The sequence below is a fragment of the Mucilaginibacter sp. CAU 1740 genome (assembly GCF_039839285.1).
Taxonomy (GTDB): Bacteria; Bacteroidota; Bacteroidia; order Sphingobacteriales; family Sphingobacteriaceae; genus Mucilaginibacter.
In genome coordinates, this window is sequence record NZ_JBDOQS010000005.1 from 260,080 (window position 1) to 278,207 (window position 18,128).

Here is an 18,128-nt window from a genome sequence, read left to right on the forward strand (position 1 = left end):
TTTACAAGGAACTTCGACAGCCTCCCAGTATCTGCGGCATCAGCACCTTCAGGCCAAACCCAAGGGCAGCTTACGATGCTTCGGAATAAGGATGGAAAAAACACCGCCTGCAATGGTCGAAAAGGCAATATTATAAAATGTCCAGGTCGCGTGCCACAAAGAAGCTGGGCACCAGCGGACGGAAGCCATATTTGCGAATCTTAGAACTATCTATAATTCCTTCAAAAGGGTCAGCCAGAGGCCCCTGTTCTCCGTCAAAAACCTCGGCAGCCTTTCCAACGGAGTCGGCTAATTCGAATAGTGAGATCGGCGCATCATCCACTATATTGAAGATCTCGCCATTCAACCCTTTCTGCTCTAATAGCATAAACAAACCCTGGGCTACATCCAGGTGATGGACCATATGCATTCTTGAACCGGGGTGTCGTTTCCAATTTTTCAATACGGGCATGATCTCCGCGATATGCGGGTCTTTATCACCATAAACAAAGCCCAAACGCAGCACACGCACATCCAGGTCCAGCTTGAGCAACTGCTGCTCGGCCGCTATTTTGCTGGCAGCATAAGCCCGCGGGTCATTGATATTTACGATATCGCTTTCTTTGGCCGGATGACCATATCCCGAACTATAAACATTGGAGGTGCTCACAAATACAAAGCGTTTGACTCCCACAGCCAAAGCCGCCTTTGCCAATTCGACGGTGCCGAAATGGTTTGTTTTAATAATCCCCTCGTTATCCGTAAATGTCCGGAATAAAGCTGCCAGATGGATCACAGCATCCATACCTTCCAATGCCGGCTGTAGGGTTGCCGGATCATAAAGATCGCCGACAATAACCCGGGCTCCCGGTAAAGCCTTATTTGCATCCCGTACTAATATGGTAACATCATAGCCCTTGGCTATCAGGCGGGGAACAAACCTGCTCCCGACCTTTCCTGTTGCTCCTGTAACTAAAATTTTCATAAAGCAAAGTTCCGGGAAAGCAGGAACCTTTATCGGTCATCATCAAACCAATAATTATGATTTTCAAACCTTCCGGAAGAAATTGGGTGTTGCACCCGTGAGCCGCTTAAAGTAGTTGTTAAAATAGGCCGGATATTCAAAGCCAAGAGCATAAGCAATATCGGCCACGCTCCAGTCTGTATGCTCCAGGAGGGCCTTCGCTTCTGCAATGATGCGCGCGGAAATATGCGCAGATGTCGGCTTACCGGTCACTTCTTTGAGGGCACGGTTGAGGTAATTGACATGTACAGCGAGGTGCTCTGCAAACTGTTGTGGATTTCTCAGCGCTAACGGGCCATCGCCACGCTCGACCGGGAATTGCCTTTCCAGCAGATCCAAAAAGAGGTGGGTAATACGCCCCGCCCCATTTCTAACCGTTGCGGTTTGCTGATCGGGCCGGATACGCAGCGCTTCGTGAATAACCAGCCCCACGCAGCTTTTGATCAATTCCGCTTTGTGCGGATAGTCCCCTTCATAAACCGCAAGCATTTTCCGGAAAATGCTACGCATGAATACCGTTTGTTCTTCATCCAGCGGGATAACCGGATCACCGCCAACATTGAAGAGCGGGGAATCCTGCATTTCCCTGCTGTTCATGAATGTCTCGGTAAAGGTACAAGCGTAGCCACTGGTGCGGCTGATCTTTTTGACCAGGGAATGTGGTATCCGGGGGTTTACAAAAAACAACACGTCGCCTTTCAACTCCAGGATACGGCCACCATAGTCAATGACCATTTCGCCGTTCATTAAACCCATCTTATAAAAGTCACGCCGGCCACTTCTGACCGGAGCATCCGTAGAAACGGGTAATTCGTGCACCTTAAAACCTTTCAGTTTAAGATCTTCCCAACGCAGTCCCGGTATATCAGTTTCCATTGTCCAAAACTAACAAAATCAAACCTCCTGCAAGCATGGATATTATTAACCGCTGTGAAATTGCAGACATTTGGGCGATTTATAAGTATACTTCAAATACTAAAAATTTAATCAACGCTTTATATTGCTTTGCACAAATCGGATCTTAAGCAGATTGGTTGTTCTCAACCTGACCGTTAAGATATTGCAGGATTGGTCAAATAAGGTCGCTAAAAATTCATTAGGAAAGTTTAAATAATCCGCTACAACAAACGAATTGCTTTTATCTGTATGATTAGCTAACTTGTTCAATGCATCCAACAAACCTTATCACAATAGGCAAGGGGTCTTGCCCGATATAATATCAAATATAATAATTATACTATTCAATCGGCATACCTTCAAACCTAGCCAACAGGGCCAGCAAATTTTCGGTACACCATAAATACCGTCTTACATTCAGTTTACCACATACATAAAGGAAAACCTATTCAAATAACACTTGGCTTGCCGTGTAATACGTTTTGCGTTTATCGATCTCCGCTTTTAGAATAGGCTCACCGGAAAGGGTAACGCTTTGCTTTGGCCGGTGCACCTGTAAAAAATCCCTTTCCTTTTCCGTGATCGTATCCGGGAACAATTGCAGGATATGCTGCTCCGCATCGCTCAATACCCCGACGATCGCCTTGCCCAGCACCTCCAGCTGTTCCGCCGGTATCTGGTTCGCTTTGGAAAAAGGCGATATCCGCGCCGCATACAGGATCTCATCTACATAAGCATTACCGATGCCCCCGACAACCTTTCCATCCGTCAGCACCGTTTTGATCGAACGCGCATTTTTAGCCAAAGCCGTAGCCAGGTAACCATCTGGCAAAGCCATCGCATCCGGTACTTTAACCGGTGCCGGGTCAAGCGTCAGGATCACCGCCTTTTGCCAGTCTGTTATCGCCAAACCCGTACCATCGCTGAACAGCAATTCTGCAATCGTAAAACGGTTCTCATTCGTCTTTTGGTACCAATGCGTACTCCCGTGCAACATCAGGTGAAGGCCCAGGACATGGCCGTTCCCGAATTTGAAATGCAGCTCTTTTCCAACACGGTCAATGTCTGTCATAGTCTGTCCTTCGAGCGCCTCCTGGAAAACCTCTTCGGGTTGCTTGAGCCTGCGGTCAATAAGCACATGGAATTGCGTTAAGGTCTTTCCCGCTAATTTTTCAACAAGATTCTTTCTAAAAATATTCAGATCAGGTATTTCAGGCATCTTTTCAATTGATTATTTGTATTCACTCTCCATCCTAAGGCCGATCTCCCCGATCACCGATTCCGGCAGGATCACGCCGGAAGATTGTATCCAGGTCCAGTCTTACGTATGCGCCATAGACGCCTTCCAGCGGCCATCGAAAAGGATATCATACCCTTCGTCCTGCATTACGACCTGGCAATCGACCGGCTGACCGGCATATTCCAGAGCAAACCGGGAAGAAGGATTTTTGAGTCCCATTGCTCAAATATACTATGCAAACTCCGCAAATAACACTTAATTTGCTTTTATGGAATTGGGGCACGTACAGGACCTCAGTGAGATCGACTTCAGCTTAGCGCCGGACAGCGCATCAACGCTCAGCGCTTTGCAAAGGCAGCAAACCACAGCACCGTTACAGGTCTACATCGGCGCACCCAAATGGGGCGAAAAAAGCTGGAAAGGCATCATTTACCCCAAAAAAGCTAACGATAAAGAACTCCTCATCCGCTACAGCCAAAACTTTAATACCGTAGAGTTCGGGCCGACCTTCTACAACATCTACAACGCAGCGCAGATCAGCAACTGGGCCACGCAGATCAGCAACCCGGACTTCAAATTCTGCCCGAAATTCCCGCAATTGATCACCCATATCAGCAGGCTGGGCAATGCGCGGGAAAATACTGACAAGTTTTATCACAGCCTGAAAGGCTTTGGCGACCACCTTGGCCCGCTATTGCTGCAACTCGGCGAAAACTTCTCCCCGAAAAGCTTCACGAACCTAAAAAACTACCTGGAAGGATTAGATCCCGCCATCAAAGTACACGTGGAGATCCGCAACAAAAACTGGTTTGTCGACCAGGAAGCCAGGAAAGATTTTTTCGAACTCCTGAAAAGCTTGCATGTAGGAACCGTGATCTCCGACACCGCCGGTCGCCGCGACTGCGTACACATGGAATTGACCACCCCCAATGCCATGATCCGCTTTGTAGGCAATAACCTGCATGAAAGTGATTACAGACGCATGGATGACTGGGTGGCCCGCATCACCACATGGCAGCAACTGGGCCTTCAAAAGCTTTGGTTCTTTATGCACCAGAACGACGAAAGGTATGTGCCACAGGCCTGCGCCTATTTTATTGAACAGTTAACGCTAAACCCGGCTTATCGCTTAGCCCGCCTCAATTCATAGCAGGTTAAACCAATGGCGCCTGGATCGTCAGGATCACGTGGGTATATTTCACAGGATCCAGTGAATCTGAATTATACCAGAATCGCACGATCTCCCCTTAGCCGGGCAGCTGTATTGCGGATAGCCTCTCCCTCGTTCAGGAAACCACCGCCTCTATAAACACGTGCCGGTAATGCGGGTAGGCCTGTTGTACCTGTTCCCGGAGCTGCCGGATGATCCCGGCGATCTCATCGGCCTGTAAAGCATTCTCGAAGATCACGTCGGCCTGTAACAGGACCTCTTCCGGGCCAAGGTACATGGAACGCTGCAAACCGGTCTTTACTACACCCGCCTGCTTTTCCATCAGCGCTTTCACCTCCGCCAGTTCATCTGCGTCCACGGTCTCGCCCATCAGCAGGCTCCGGCTCTCCCGGACAAGCAGCACCGCTACTGCCGTTAGCAGCAAACCGATCAGGATCGAAGCGATACCGTCGATCAGCGGGTCATCCAGCAGCTGGCTCAGCAGGATACCCGCAAAAGCAATGCTGATCCCGATCACGTCCGCCAAATCCTCGAACAACACGACGAAGCGCCATGCATAACCTGGCCATCGGCACCGCATTCGGCGCAGGCATCGGCCTGGCTTTAAGCGGTTCATCAAGAAACTGCATCCGCAGCCGGATCAACAACAATACAGGTCCTGTGCATGATCAAACGTACCGGACAGTTTAAAACCTGCCCGCCTTAATACCTTGGCAGCCGGGATATTCTGTCTATTCACCACCGCAGCTACCTCATCGATACCGTCCCTTTGCAAATGAGAGATAACCTTTGGTAATAAACGGGACATCAGCGACTGCCCCCTTGCGCTGCCTTTAAGGTAAAACTCCAGGAAAAACGGGTATTCAGCCAATTGGTAATGTTCCCTCGCCACCGCAGGCGGGATCACATCGATCACACCCAGCAAAGCCCCCGTCTTTTTCGAACGGATCAAATGGACCTGGTTCCGCCCCGAATGAAAATTCAGGATCGCCGCACTCAGCCAGTCCTGCGCCGCCGTCACCGAAGCCAGCTTCTTTTGCGGCAAAAACTTTAACGTATGTTCATCCGAAAGCAACTGGTAGATCTCCAGCGCAAGCTGTTCATAGTGCAGGATATCGTCCGGGCCTAAAGGGTCGATCCGGTGGGCATCATTTTCAATAACGGTCATATGCGGAAACGTAGCGTAATGTTCTTCGCGATCGCGTTGATCAGGCCATCCGTTATCCCTTCCACCGGCATTTCCGCCGCCCAATCCCGGCCAGACCTGACGATCCTGAGCGAATGCCCATCCAACGTCAGATCGATCACATTTGTTTCGCGCGAAACCGGCTCCGTATTCAAGATCCTGAAGCTGTGGTCTTTATTTTCAAAATGTAGGCGTAGCAATTGTCCCATAACCGGGGCTGAAATTAAATTAAAAAAGCAGAGGCCCAAACAGCCCTTAAATTCCCACCGTTCGCAGCAAAGCATTCATCTCGTTCTGATGACCAATGATCTGCCCGGCCACTTCCTCCTGCTCTTCCACAGGCAATACCACGCCGTCATAGATCCAGTGACCCTGTTCATCGACCAGGATCCGGCCGATCGCGTGGCCATGCACCAGGTCATACAACACATAGCCTTTCCCCTTATCCGGGAAGATACGCACCCATCTCCCGGCACCTGTTTGCACCGTTTTCGGGCTTTCATGGAACAATTGACTCTTCATGCAAACAAAGTTCAAAAATAAATTGTAAAAAGCTACTGGGCTTGCTAAAAATATTAGTATAATTTGTAAGCCAAGAATCATGACATCATGAATGCAGCAAAGAAGAACTGATCGCCAGACTACTCCGGGACAGGAGTCTCTTCATTACCCTCGAAGATGAAACCGGCACCACCAACCTCGTCGTCTTCCCCAAACTTTTCGACAAATACCGCAGGGAGATCCTCGACAACGACGCAGCGGATTACCTGCACAAGGGGCAGAATTTTAAATAAAATACCATCTTGCCAATCCCTATGATTGCATAAAAGTTGCTCAAAGACCTTTATAACCCGTATATATTTCTCCTTACCCCAATTTTAATTGGATATCCGGAAGGCTTGAAAACCTTAAAGACCTGATCCTTCTTTTTCACCCTCCTCTTCTTTTGAGCTAAACAAAAATAAAAATCAAAAAATTAGAATACATTCTGCCTGTCATATCTTATTTTTTTCGACAACTTCAAATTGCCAAAAAAATTTCAGTTGTTAGATCACTAATGCTTTTTTGCCAAACACTTACTGATAGGTTTATTTATTATCTTGTAAGTCAAAAGCACGTCGCCTTATCACCGGCCGTGTCTAAAATATTCGATCATATCTATTTTAGAAGAATAACTTAAACAACCATTATACAAAATAATGCGGCCTAAAATCCTGTTACATAATGACGCCAGCGTTTTTGCCGGGCAAATCTTTTTATGCATTCACCCTGGCGGAATAGCTACCAATGCAAAAATGATTAATGAATACTTTAAAATCAGGAGTCGGCAACCACCTTTAACCCCTGGTGCGGAAGGCTTATTCTTTGCTCAATTAGGTAAATTTTTTATGCTTTCGATCGCAAGGAAATCAGAACCTATGATGATCCTTGTGAATCATCAATTGGTTACATTGGAGGGATTCGAGACTTATATAATTTCAATCGAAGGCACGAAGGCCATAATTCAAGAATTACTTAAAGCGTTCAATGCCGCACAATTAAATTTCCATCATTTTATAGATGATTTCGAGGTTTCGGAAGTGGCAAGCCAGAACCCTAATTGCTGATACAAAGTCAAATTGAGCCCATAGCCAAGGTCCAGCGAATATATTGAAAAAAAATTAGTCCGGTCGAAGTAGATGGAGTTCTCATTTCAAAGTCCCTTCGGCTTAACCTAAAAAGCAAAAGTTATTTTTTAAATTTGGTATGATCCTGTCTTACGAATAAATAATCAGCTATATACAAAGAGTTAAAAGCTTTTTAACACCTTCAAATTGGGCGAGGTTGGATCCGGGCTCAATGGCCTTTGATAACTTTATCCAACTGGAGGAATTATTTCAATATCAGCTTTCTTATGGTATTGCGGGAATCGGTAAAATACAATGTACTTTCATCTTTTGATAAAGCCAGATTAAACGCCAAAACGCTGGCACCACTTCCAATCCCATCGTGTCCGTCACCGTTAGCGGTTCCAACGAGGCGATAGAGTTTATTTTCTGATATGCCAAAGATATTGCCACCTGAAGAAACGTACATGGTGTGGCTATCTTTATTGGTAATGATATCTGTTATAGGCGAGTCGAAGTAAAAGTTTGTAAAAAGCTGCTTGAGCAAGCCGGATGGTGTTAGCTTATAAATCTGGTTGTCATTAACAACCAGATATTTGATATTGTCATATCCAACGAATATGGTTGAAATGATGGGTGTGCCTGAATTCATATCTCCTGTGAACGCTGATGGCGGAAAGCTTTGAGCGTTTACCCCAACAGCACCAGAGGGCAAAAACTTTTCTACAAACCCCGTAAAAACATTGTTCTTGCCAATGTTGATACCGCAGGTCCAGTAAATATCATTAAAAGGATCCTTTGCTATCGATCCGTAAAAACCATTTCGGGGCCCTGTAGTCACCGTAGTTTTTCCTGCCGGTTTTACTATCCAAAACCTCGATTCAATATCAACAGTCTTGATAGCCAGGGTTCCATCTTTGCCTTGTTTTATAAAATATGGTCTCGTAAAATCTGAGCCATCTGTTGCTGTACTTATGTCCAGGGTCGTAACCACGCCATCGGTGGTTACTTTTCTGATTTTATTATTACCCGGGTCAGCTACTAATAAACTTCCATCCTGCGCCAATTCAATGCCCCAGGGCGAGTCGAATAACGCTTCCGGACCCTTCCCATCCATGTATCCCCGTTCCCCGTTATGTCCGGCTATCGTAACAACCTGCCGGGGGTGATAAGCTGTGTCGATGCTGGCAAGCCTGGCCTGGAAGCTGGCGTTTAAATCCAGATCTGTCGATTGAGAATTTTTAGGATCAATGCTGTCATTGCCTTTATTACAACTTGCGAATATTGACAGGAGTAAGCAGAGCAGTAGGGAGTAATGGATTCGGTTCATCGGTTAAGAATTGGTATAGGTGAAAGACGAATAAGAGCAGGTTTTAGCAGCACACCTGCCCTTTGTATTTAAAGTGAATTTCATCAGATTCGCTGATGATTTATTAATTCCGCAAGTTCATATATATCTGTTTTACGTTTGTTTTTCTGTGGATTTTTGCTTTTCAGATAATCCTGCCGGCGCTCCCATCCTGCTGACTGAACGGTTCCTTCTTCTCAAGTAAAACCAGATACCTGCTCCTATAGCCAAAGTTGCGGTCATAGCAGTTGGTATCCATAATCAGGCATCGTATTTTCGTGCAAATGGATTTCTCATAGTTGATGTTTCTAAAAAGAACATTTGAAAGTTTATTTAGTTGAGATTAATTTGAAATAGAAATTTCGCATATAGCAAAAGCCACTTGTTGTTCTTTAAAATGACGTTTTAAATTAAAGAGTAAGCATGACATAGACAGGAAGAGACTATCCTGCAGCCCGTTCGTCCCTGTACCTGAACATCGGCATCAGGTCACTTAACTCCACCTCCAATGCGAAAGCGATATCAACGAGGCTATCAAGGGTCGGATTTGCTTTTCCGAGTTCGAACTTTGCGATCTGGGAACGGTTGACATTGGAAACCGTGGCCAACTCATGCTGGCTCAGGTTTCTTTCTTCACGAATGGCCCTGAGCCGCTCGCTAAAGATTTTTTCAGCCAATATATTTCGCCCGTTCTTCACACAAACGAAATTGCGCCACAAAACTCACCTAATCGGACTCATATATGATACAATTTATTAAATTTGTATCATATATAGCTCAAATATGTTCCGCGATAAATCCGGTCATCGGACAAACATAACCGACGATACCCAGGATCAAAACTAATAAAAACAACAATGCAGGATACCGAGATACTATCCAGGCCATTCAATGAATTGCCGGTGAGCCAAAACCTGAAAGATGGCAGTGCGCTAATGGGGTTTACAACCATCCAGGATGTCCTCGATACCAAACCCGCAGACTTACTGGCACAAGAAAATTTTAATCACGTGTGGTTCGGGGAGCTGGTAGATTTTTTGACAGAGATAAAAATGTTGCACCTGTTGCAGCCTCCCCAGGGAAACAGTAAGGTTTAAGGAAATCCATGGCTTTCCCTAACATCCGGTTAATTTTTAATGCAGAAGACTGCGGGAGCTCATAATAAGCATTACTGATGCTTTCCGCAGAAATATGCTCCTGCCTTTTTGTTGTGAAAACAGTCGCAGCATGATCGAAGATCGCCGTTAAAGTCGTATTGCCGTACATCCCGCTCTCGTAAAAAACACGGATCAGGCAAGCCAGTTGTTTCACAGAAATGGCAAGCGGCACCTTTTGGACAACCATTTCAGCATTCTTCCCTGACGTAATTTCCAGCAATGCCGCATAGTCATTTAGCCAATCTTTGTACATCGTCGCGATATGCGGCCAATCCGGATCATAACACCGGCCACCGGCAGTATCAATGGCTGGTATTTCATTCCCCTGTTCGCAGAAATATACCGAAAAGGAAGAATTAGCCACACCCGACAAGCCCCTGATCGTCCTTTTCCGCAGATAAGCCAGGAACCGTATATGATTAAAATTATAGGAGATCAAAACCGAGATCAGGCATTCGGTGGTCATTAGATCCGCATGGTATCTCCTGCCGGCCAATTCATTGAGCAGCGCCTCCCGGTAAAATAAAGCGCTCAGCTTCAAAGGCTCTCCCGGAGAACTACAATAGAACGGCGACAAACATACACTAAGGCAATCCAAAAGGTCTTTATCGTTATTGAGAATAGAAAACCGGTCCTCAAACTCTTTATACTTCGCCCCCCACAACCGGCACCGATAGCCCAGGTATCTCGTTGTAATTAATAGCCCGCAGCTGATAAAGCTGCCGTAAAAAAGCAACAGGTGATCCATGAGCTTACAAAGCTCATTTAACGGATCCCGTAAAGGATCATCGGCATGCTCAGCGATCAGCCCGTTCAAAAATTTGAAATGATAATCAAAGTAACGAATTAACGACTCGTTAGGATGATCAGAAAAGGCCGCGACCGCCCATGCCTGCATGGCGCGATCACAGCCGTCTAAAACCACTTTGCTAAAATCCGGTAGCTTTGCTTTATGAGCAGCCACACTTACTCCATTCTTAGAAGCAAACACGGTTGTCAATATTTCAAGCTCGTTTTTCAGCATTTTGATTATCGGTTAAAAATGTGAGTGGTTGAAATACTTGAAGTACAAGTTGTAGTCGGATCGGTACCATTAGAATTTGTCGGAAGTCCAACAATAAAATTTGAACTCACATACAATTTTGTAGTTTTCGGTTCATTTAGTTTTAACTGCTTTGTTCTTTTCATAATTATTTATTTAATATTAATAAGTATTTGATAATTCAGTTAATAAATATGTAAATTGCATTTCAGGACGGGTAAACGACAATTACCACCATGAAATTTATTGCAAACACGACTTTTCGCGTTATTGTAAATCATGCTATCTGTTGGATCATATATATCTTTTATGAGTTATGTTTCTCAGTCTTTGTGTTCGAAATGGCTATGCCATTGTCCAATGTCTTATTCTTTTACACATGCAACATCGGTCTCTTTTACTGGCATTTTTACTCATTGGGTCGCTACGTTGGAGGCTATTCAATTCGTTATTTTCCAATAATCGGAATAGTAATAATTGAAATCATTATTTCCGTAGCAATCAAAATAGCAAGGGATTATTTCTACATGTTAAATACAGTTCCTCCAATGCAATTTCGTCAAAGTCTGAAAATTGCAGCTGGATTAGATTTTAACAGAACCATTCAATATCTTTATTTCTCTACTGTAATTTGGTCGGCAATAAATTTTGGCAGATTTCGTCGCCACACAACAGAGGCTATGCTTCGAAGCGCGCTTGCTGAAAAAGCCAAAATTGATTTAGATAATCAGTTCGCCCAAGCACAAAATGCCTTCCTAAAACAACAAATAAATCCCCACCTACTGTTCAATACCTTGAACACGATCTACAGCTCGGCTTACATACATTCTCCAGAAGACTCAAAACTTGTACTATTGCTTTCGGATATTATGCGCTTCAGCTATGAAGACGCAGACCCACAAGGCCGGGTCCCTTTAAAAAACGAGATAAAACAATTAAAAAACCTCATTGAGCTGAACTCATACCGGTTTCAGAAAACGGTGCAATTGGAATTGAATATCACAGGTGAGCCTGGAGAATTCCCGATCATACCATTGGTACTCATCACACTGACCGAAAACATGTTCAAGCATGGTGACCTGCGGCAAACGCCCCGCAAACTTGAAATAAGCATCAGCCCTGACGGCAGATTGCGATACTTCAGCATGAACGTTCCAAAACCGCAGGGCACCCATAAAAAAGGCACCAACATTGGCCTGAATAATACAAAACTGCGCCTCGATTACGCCTATCCCAATAATTACGACCTTCACATCACAGAGACAGATGAACTATTCAGCCTCGAACTCAACATTAACTTAGCCTATGAACGTGACCATCATTGACGACGAACCACCTGCGATCACTTTACTTTCTGCATACATTCAAAGAACAAAATTCATGGAACTGCATTCAACATTTACAGATCCCGTGGAAGCTTTAACTATTTATAACTCCCCTGCCCCACCCCGGCTGACCTTTCTTGATATTGAAATGCCGGGAATGAACGGCCTCGACTTCGCGCGGCTGATCACTTTGAAAACCCAGATCATCATCACCTCCTCCTTCCGGGACTACGGCCCAGAGGCCTTCGAGTTATCCGCCGTAGACTACCTCGTGAAACCATTCTCTTATGAGCGTTTTCTCGACGCCATTAAAAAGGTACCCGGCGACACAAAACCACCCGCCCCTGCCGGATTCTTTTTCGTGCGTACCGAGACCAAGGGCAAATATGTCCAGGTCATGATCGGGGACATTATCTTTTTCGAAAGCGATGACAACATCGTCCATATCACTACATCAGCTGATAGGATCACCGCCATGAACAAACTACCCGAGATCCAGAACTGGTTGCCCGCAAACCAATTTTCCCGGGTCCACCGTTCGTACGTTGTCAACCTCGCACAGGTGCAGGCAGTCGAAAAAGGACAGATCTATTTAAAGAACGGCAAAGTGGTCCCTATCGGAAGACAGTACAAGGAACCGTTTATGGCCGACCTGCAAAAGCTAACCATTAAGGGCCGTCCATAACAGAAACTTCAACAGAAGCCTGCTTTTTCGCCATGGTTACCACTAACTTTGACAAACAGTGCCATATAAATGTCTCATACCTGCGCTGTTCATTGACAAAGATCCTGTTCACCTGCATGTGGACGATATCGGCGATCAGCTTCATCCGTTCCCCATCCTTCAAAGACCCCGCTTTTTCATCAAGCTGTTTGATCGCGATGATCAGCGGATCATCACCGTAGCCCGGTCCGCTTTCGATCGATCTTAACAATGCCGGCCGTATTTCGCGATAGCGTTCATCCATCGACCGTTTCAGGTCTTTGCTCCCGCCATGCTCTTTAAAAAAAGCCCCTGCCGCCCAAGCGCATAGCCTGTTGATCTTATCATACCCACTTCCAAGAAAAGCCGAAACGATCCGGTAGCAATGGACTACCGGCCAGGTCAGATCGCCGTCATCCTTCATTTCCCCGCCGGTCAATTTAGCAGCGATCACCTCGCTTCCCCGGTAAAAAACCTCCTCCACTTCTTCGATCAGCTCCCCGTGATAACGCTCCAGCTCACGCACATAAGTATCGAAATAAAACCTCTGCACCAGTCCCGAAAGACCAATAGGATTAAGGAGCGATTGCAATTCAAATTGCAGGTCTTTTACAGCCGATGGATCCACCAGCAAACGGAGCCTTAAATGACTGCCCGTATCATCATAACGAACAAAGAACCATCGCCTGATCCGATCCTGATGCTCCCCGATCCAGGGCAGGACCACCTGCAACAAGAGCTGTTCCATACTCTGGAACGTTGCATATATTTTCAGGTAGATCCACTCCGATCCCGGGTGGAACTCCCGCACCGCCGACCGGGATGAAGGGATAACCTGCAAGCCCTGAAAAACCGCTTGCGGGTTCCGCAAAGACACCACGAACTGCGAATTGAAAGGATCAGCCCGATCCCAGCCGTCAACGGATCTTACCAGCGACTCCGTCAGCACAACACGACCCTGATCGCCTATGGCTTCTAAAAAGAACAGCGCCTCCTCATCCTTACCCAGGTCAAAGAACAATTGCTGGTCACCCCTGCCCATGGAGATCACCGAAGCGATACCGCGCTCCCTGCAGAACAAATGAAGCCTGCTGATCGACAAGGGACGACAGACCAAAGCCGCAACCTCCGCCTCATCCACATACCATCGGGCCAGGCTGATCACACAACGGCCGTATTCGATCCTGGGATAAAAATTGAGGCCGGGAAAAACCTTCTCCGGGTCAAAATCAAAATTGGCCCTGATCCCCTTAAATTGCAAGGCACACAGAAACCGGAACAGCGGCATTTCATTATGATGATAGTTGAACGCCGTAGGTAAACGCGGAATGATCCGCTTACCGGAAGGCCGGTGCACCAGCAAAACCTCTTCCCCCCTGACCAGGACATCCATATCCTTGGGTAAAATACCGCCTTCTCCCGGAAAGGCATTCAACGGGACCACGTGTTCGTAGACCTGCTTCCGCCTGTTGATATTATCGATCCCGCGGTGACTGACCTGCTCAATTTCCGCGAACAAAACACCCGGGTTAGCTTCACATTCCTGCCTGGCCGTTTCCCTGCAAAATACCTCAAAATCATCACTGAATACCGAGAACCTCCCCGTCAATGCATTGGCCGTCGCCCCGCCGATATTTTGGAACACCAGTTTTCCGCCCTGCAAGGAACAGAACACGCTCGTCGACGGCGGGAACGGTAGCGTATTCCCCGGCAGTTCAGCACAATCGGATGCAGTGATCACCACCGGCTCCCATTGCCCCCGTTTGGTATTTTGCAACCATAGTTTCGTCAGCAAACGGTGCACCGGCGTCCAGTTCAACTGCTCGTTTTTCGCAACCGAACCTTTGAACACCACACCCTTTAACAGGTCGTGTTCATCCGGCTGCTGCTCATTGTCAAATGCCACCCCGAGGTCCGGGTCAAGCGCTTCCAGAAGCGGCACACTGCGCTCCCCGAACTTCTGTTCAAAAGCCTCCCTGAACTTATCCACGTTGTTCTTCGGCGCAACCGGGGCCAGCAAATCGAGTATGTTCAAAGCCTCCAGGATATCCCTTTGCCATGCTGCCGGCAAGCCCGCCGCACCCTGCATTTCCGTACCCGCATAAAATGCCCTCCCCACATCATCCTGCGCCAAACCCAGATCCTTCCGGGCAGCAGCATCGAACAAACGCAGGCCCTCATCAAAAACCACCTTCCGCTGCCCGATCATAACCCGGTCAACCAAAAGAGACAAAGCATGTTCAGAAACAAGCACCTGCTCATCGATCAGCCTTGCAATGTGCTCCGCCCCCTCCTCCCTGGTGCAATCCGTTATTTCCACCAGGTAGCTAACCAGCTCAGCCAATGCCAAAGGTTTTTCGTCGAGGTAAGCCAATATCAGTTCATCCGCCGGGTCATACCGGAGCAGGTAAACCGGGAAAGACAATTTCCCCTTGCTATCCTCCTCGTAACGATAGTACCGCCAGCCCGAACTTAACCGGTACAGCGTCGGGTTAACGGCGATCAGCACCTTACCTGTGAGCGGTGAAGCCCGTAAAACGCCCAACTCCTTTTCCACCGATGGCAAAAGGTGCAGCGTGTAACCCTCCTTTTTCCCCTTCCCTCGATCAGCCCCCCAGTCCGCCAGACCAAAGGCAGCAAAAGCGCCGAAAGGCGTCCCCCTGAAACTCATCCGGTTGTAGAACTTCAGCGCCGTCAGGCGTTCCTTCGCGCTCAGCAGATCATACGCGAACCCTTTTTTCTCCAGCACTTCGAAGAAAGCCGCAGAAGCAAGCCATATCGCGTTCTTAAAAACATTGCTCTTCAGCACATCCCGCAGCTTACCCACCTCATAAGCCGAACTTTCGTAGTAAGGCCTCCTCACGAAAACCTTATCCAGAAATACAATATGCCCGGTATCTGCCATATTTTGTTTTTAAATCTTAACACACCCCGTTTACTCAACCCGCCCGCAAACCGGGCAGCGCTCCGGCGGATCGCTGATCAAAGCCTCCACCGCTCTCGTTAAATTCAGTAACTCATCGAAAAGGACCGCCACCTCATCCAGTCCCAGCAGGTCAATATTCCCTTCTGCGTCATTCGCCTTCACCACCGCGCCGAACACCTGCAACAGGCCCGCTTTCACCGCTTCCGGATCGTACAGCCGGAAAAACACCCGCAGTATTTGTTCCGGGCTTTGCAGGCCAGAATCCCTGAGCTGCACTACCAGCCCCATTTTTTAAATATCATAACCACCTCCATCACACTAAAAAGTGAAAGTTTAAAACGATCAGCTCCCATGACCACGAACCAGATCAATACCAGGAACAACAGCCAGAAAACCGAACCCAGTTTCGCCCGTAATATCTTTAGCGCATTACCTACCTGCTTGGACACATTCGATTCCGTGGTATCCAGCAGCTCGGCGATCTCCTTATGGCTCAACTGTTCCTTGCGGCTCAGTTCATAGATCTTGCGCATCTTCGGCGAAAAACCCTGCACCTGGCGGTCAATATATTCCATCAGCTGCTGCTCCCTGATCTTATGATCGGTCGGGGCATTCGTGTACCGCTCCACCGGATAATCATCCACGAACGAATCCCAGTAAGCGCTCCGCACATTTTCCTTCGCCCAGAAATTGAAGATCCCGTTCCTGACCGAGGTAAACAAATACCCCCTCGGGTTCACCTCAATGCTATAAGCGTTCCGCTTCACCCATAAATTCACAAACACATCCTGCACAATATCCCGGGCCACATCCTCGTCGCGAAGTTTTTTAAATGCATGCCGGAAAACCGGATCGAAATAGCGATGGTAAATCTCCGTGTAGGCCGAATGGTCGGATTGCTTAATCCGTGTACAAATCTCAGAATCTGACAATGAACTATAATTTACATGGGCCATCTATCCTCCGATCACGCTGACATCCGGGAAATTGTTTTAAGGTCGGTTTATTAAAGATCAGTTATTTAAGGTAACCAACAGGAAGATAACATCCGTTGCTGAACACAACAGGACATAACCCTTCCGCTACCACTGAAATTGCCAGTAGTTCGGTTAGCAAATGAGGAAGATTATGGCTATTTTTGAAACAAATCTATCCCCTGCAATACGTATTTCCATTTTTTTAGAAATACCTATTACCCTAAATAACATCCGGTAAGTAATCCAAAAGGATTACTCAGGGGGTTTGTGTACGTTCTTTATAACCGGCCGACAATGCGGATCAGTTAAAGCAGAAAAACAGAAAACAGCAGAAAAACCAAACAACCGGGCGGCTTTTGGCAGGCTTTGGTATTGGCTATCGTTTCTCGTTTTCATTTTTTATAATGTTTTAACGAGTTTCTTCACCAAATGCAATAAAGGTTTTAATACCAAACGGGCGAGCCTTACTGCATTTTGGACGATGGGACCGCCAAGTACCCAAACTTCAGTTTTTCAACTGAAGCTTTGCCCCCAAAATGACTTACGCAAGACTCGCCCGACCGATATATTATCACTAAGATAAAATATTTCAGTCATACGGGCGAACTCACGGTTCATCTCACGGGCAAACTTGGCGGTTTTTCGTGTGAGAGACTTCGTTTCGTAAGACATGAAATTCATGCCTCACCTTTTTGTCGCTTTTATTACAAAACAAATGTAAAAATAATAATCGAAAAACCAAATGATTTTTCGATCTAATAATTAAATCATTGGAACAAGCTTCTTCAACTGAGCATCTCGAATTTGGCGAGCAAGTAATACGATATTTAAACCATTTTGAAATTTCCTATTTAGATCTTGCAAGAGCAATTAAAATGGGTCCAAATGCCTTTAAAGAAATGATTGATGGTGAACGTGGAATCATGTTATCAACTATGATAAAAATCGCGAACTTTTTTGGAACAAAATATTATAAGTTGGCAAACCCAGATTTGCAATTTCCGTTGAAAAAAGATTTGCCAGGAGAAACAGAGGCACTCGTCGGAACGCGAAAAACAGATGATAAGCGTAAGAAATATAGTGATCACGGGCTAATAGAGGCTTTGGATGAACTCCTAAGCGGAAGTTTTTTGGAGGAGCCAAGAACATCTAAGCAAATACTAACACAGCTGCCGGAGGAAGTACAAATTGCTATTAATACTGAAGCCCGTAGGATAACAGATTTATTAAATCGGGAGCCTCGGTCTTTATTAGTGAGAAAATTCAGAGTTAAGGGATCGAGGGAATATTGGTATCAGCTTCTGGACATTGTAGGAAACAACGACAGTAATATCTTTTCCAATTAAGGGACTATGCGCTAAAAAAATATTAGATATAAGTCAGTTTCAAAAAAGGCTAAGAAACAGTCAAAACAATAGTTATAGGTACGAGCGGAAATGGCAATGGAATTAAATGATCGAATTTACATTAACAATTAAATTGCTAACGCAGAAACACCTAGTTTTAAATTGGCACTTCAATTCTAAGAAGAGGTTAAATCGAAAAA

General features: G+C 46.2%; 17 protein-coding genes. 5 read left to right on the plus strand and 12 right to left on the minus strand.

The genetic code is table 11. The features are described 5' to 3' along the window. Positions 1-130: 130 nt before the first annotated feature. From AAFN85_RS13520 to AAFN85_RS13530, 3 genes are all read right to left on the minus strand, one after another. Positions 131-964 (minus strand): NAD(P)-dependent oxidoreductase, encoded by an 834-nt coding sequence (locus tag AAFN85_RS13520; RefSeq protein ID WP_347527906.1) that lies wholly within the window; start codon positions 962-964, stop codon positions 131-133. 63 nt (positions 965-1,027) lie between these two features. After that, positions 1,028-1,879, minus strand: coding sequence for a helix-turn-helix domain-containing protein (locus AAFN85_RS13525; RefSeq protein ID WP_347527907.1), 852 nt, complete (start codon positions 1,877-1,879; stop codon positions 1,028-1,030). A 466-nt stretch (positions 1,880-2,345) separates the two neighbouring features. After that, positions 2,346-3,119 (minus strand): DNA-formamidopyrimidine glycosylase family protein, encoded by a 774-nt coding sequence (locus AAFN85_RS13530; RefSeq protein ID WP_347527908.1) that lies wholly within the window; start codon positions 3,117-3,119, stop codon positions 2,346-2,348. A gap of 289 nt (positions 3,120-3,408) precedes the next feature. Here AAFN85_RS13530 and AAFN85_RS13535 point away from each other — a divergent pair, with 289 nt between their 5' ends. Beyond that, positions 3,409-4,290 carry a DUF72 domain-containing protein gene (locus AAFN85_RS13535; RefSeq protein WP_347527909.1) on the plus strand — a complete coding sequence of 294 codons (882 nt, stop codon included), beginning with the start codon at positions 3,409-3,411 and terminating at the stop codon, positions 4,288-4,290. Between the two features lie 136 nt (positions 4,291-4,426). On the opposite strand, the gene AAFN85_RS13540 is transcribed toward AAFN85_RS13535, so the two are convergent. The 3 genes from AAFN85_RS13540 to AAFN85_RS13550 all read right to left on the minus strand — a co-directional run bounded on the left by AAFN85_RS13540 (position 4,427) and on the right by AAFN85_RS13550 (position 6,019). Next, positions 4,427-4,927 (minus strand): hypothetical protein, encoded by a 501-nt coding sequence (locus AAFN85_RS13540; RefSeq protein ID WP_347527910.1) that lies wholly within the window; start codon positions 4,925-4,927, stop codon positions 4,427-4,429. Between the two features lie 24 nt (positions 4,928-4,951). After that, positions 4,952-5,563 carry a GNAT family N-acetyltransferase gene (locus AAFN85_RS13545; protein WP_347527911.1) on the minus strand — a complete coding sequence of 204 codons (612 nt, stop codon included), beginning with the start codon at positions 5,561-5,563 and terminating at the stop codon, positions 4,952-4,954. A gap of 189 nt (positions 5,564-5,752) precedes the next feature. Beyond that, the gene (locus tag AAFN85_RS13550) at positions 5,753-6,019 is read right to left on the minus strand and encodes a hypothetical protein (RefSeq protein WP_347527913.1); all 267 of its coding nucleotides are present in this window, start codon (positions 6,017-6,019) and stop codon (positions 5,753-5,755) included. A 677-nt stretch (positions 6,020-6,696) separates the two neighbouring features. On the opposite strand from AAFN85_RS13550, the gene AAFN85_RS13555 reads away from it, so the two are divergent. Next, positions 6,697-7,104 (plus strand): hypothetical protein, encoded by a 408-nt coding sequence (locus tag AAFN85_RS13555; RefSeq protein ID WP_347527915.1) that lies wholly within the window; start codon positions 6,697-6,699, stop codon positions 7,102-7,104. Between the two features lie 265 nt (positions 7,105-7,369). On the opposite strand, the gene AAFN85_RS13560 is transcribed toward AAFN85_RS13555, so the two are convergent. The 3 genes from AAFN85_RS13560 to AAFN85_RS13570 form a co-directional block, all read right to left on the minus strand. Then, positions 7,370-8,434: a hypothetical protein gene (locus tag AAFN85_RS13560; RefSeq protein ID WP_347527916.1), complete on the minus strand. Its 1,065-nt coding sequence runs from the start codon at positions 8,432-8,434 to the stop codon at positions 7,370-7,372. A 461-nt stretch (positions 8,435-8,895) separates the two neighbouring features. After that, entirely contained in the window at positions 8,896-9,129 is a 234-nt protein-coding gene (locus AAFN85_RS13565) for a helix-turn-helix transcriptional regulator (protein ID WP_347527917.1), read from the minus strand. A gap of 325 nt (positions 9,130-9,454) precedes the next feature. After that, on the minus strand, positions 9,455-10,633 hold the full coding sequence (locus AAFN85_RS13570) for a hypothetical protein (RefSeq protein ID WP_347527918.1): 1,179 nt from the start codon (positions 10,631-10,633) through the stop codon (positions 9,455-9,457). Positions 10,634-10,887: 254 nt separating this feature from the next. Between AAFN85_RS13570 and AAFN85_RS13575 the strand changes: the two genes are divergently transcribed. Next, positions 10,888-11,976, plus strand: coding sequence for a histidine kinase (locus AAFN85_RS13575; protein WP_347527919.1), 1,089 nt, complete (start codon positions 10,888-10,890; stop codon positions 11,974-11,976). Next, on the plus strand, positions 11,957-12,661 hold the full coding sequence (locus tag AAFN85_RS13580) for a LytTR family DNA-binding domain-containing protein (RefSeq protein ID WP_347527921.1): 705 nt from the start codon (positions 11,957-11,959) through the stop codon (positions 12,659-12,661). Before AAFN85_RS13575 ends, AAFN85_RS13580 begins: the two co-directional genes overlap by 20 nt. Here AAFN85_RS13580 and AAFN85_RS13585 read toward each other — a convergent pair. From AAFN85_RS13585 to AAFN85_RS13595, 3 genes are read right to left on the minus strand one after another with little or no spacing between them, the layout of a single operon-like run. Further along, a complete protein-coding gene (locus AAFN85_RS13585; protein ID WP_347527923.1) occupies positions 12,645-15,584 on the minus strand; it encodes a thiopeptide-type bacteriocin biosynthesis protein in 2,940 nt (979 codons plus the stop codon). The genes AAFN85_RS13580 and AAFN85_RS13585 overlap by 17 nt on opposite strands. 30 nt (positions 15,585-15,614) lie before the next feature. Then, positions 15,615-15,893, minus strand: coding sequence for a hypothetical protein (locus AAFN85_RS13590; protein WP_347527925.1), 279 nt, complete (start codon positions 15,891-15,893; stop codon positions 15,615-15,617). After that, entirely contained in the window at positions 15,881-16,537 is a 657-nt protein-coding gene (locus tag AAFN85_RS13595; RefSeq protein WP_347527927.1) for an RNA polymerase sigma-70 factor, read from the minus strand. Before AAFN85_RS13595 ends, AAFN85_RS13590 begins: the two co-directional genes overlap by 13 nt. 815 nt (positions 16,538-17,352) lie before the next feature. Between AAFN85_RS13595 and AAFN85_RS13600 the strand changes: the two genes are divergently transcribed. Continuing rightward, positions 17,353-17,928, plus strand: coding sequence for a hypothetical protein (locus tag AAFN85_RS13600; protein ID WP_347527928.1), 576 nt, complete (start codon positions 17,353-17,355; stop codon positions 17,926-17,928). The last annotated feature ends 200 nt before the right edge of the window (positions 17,929-18,128 follow it).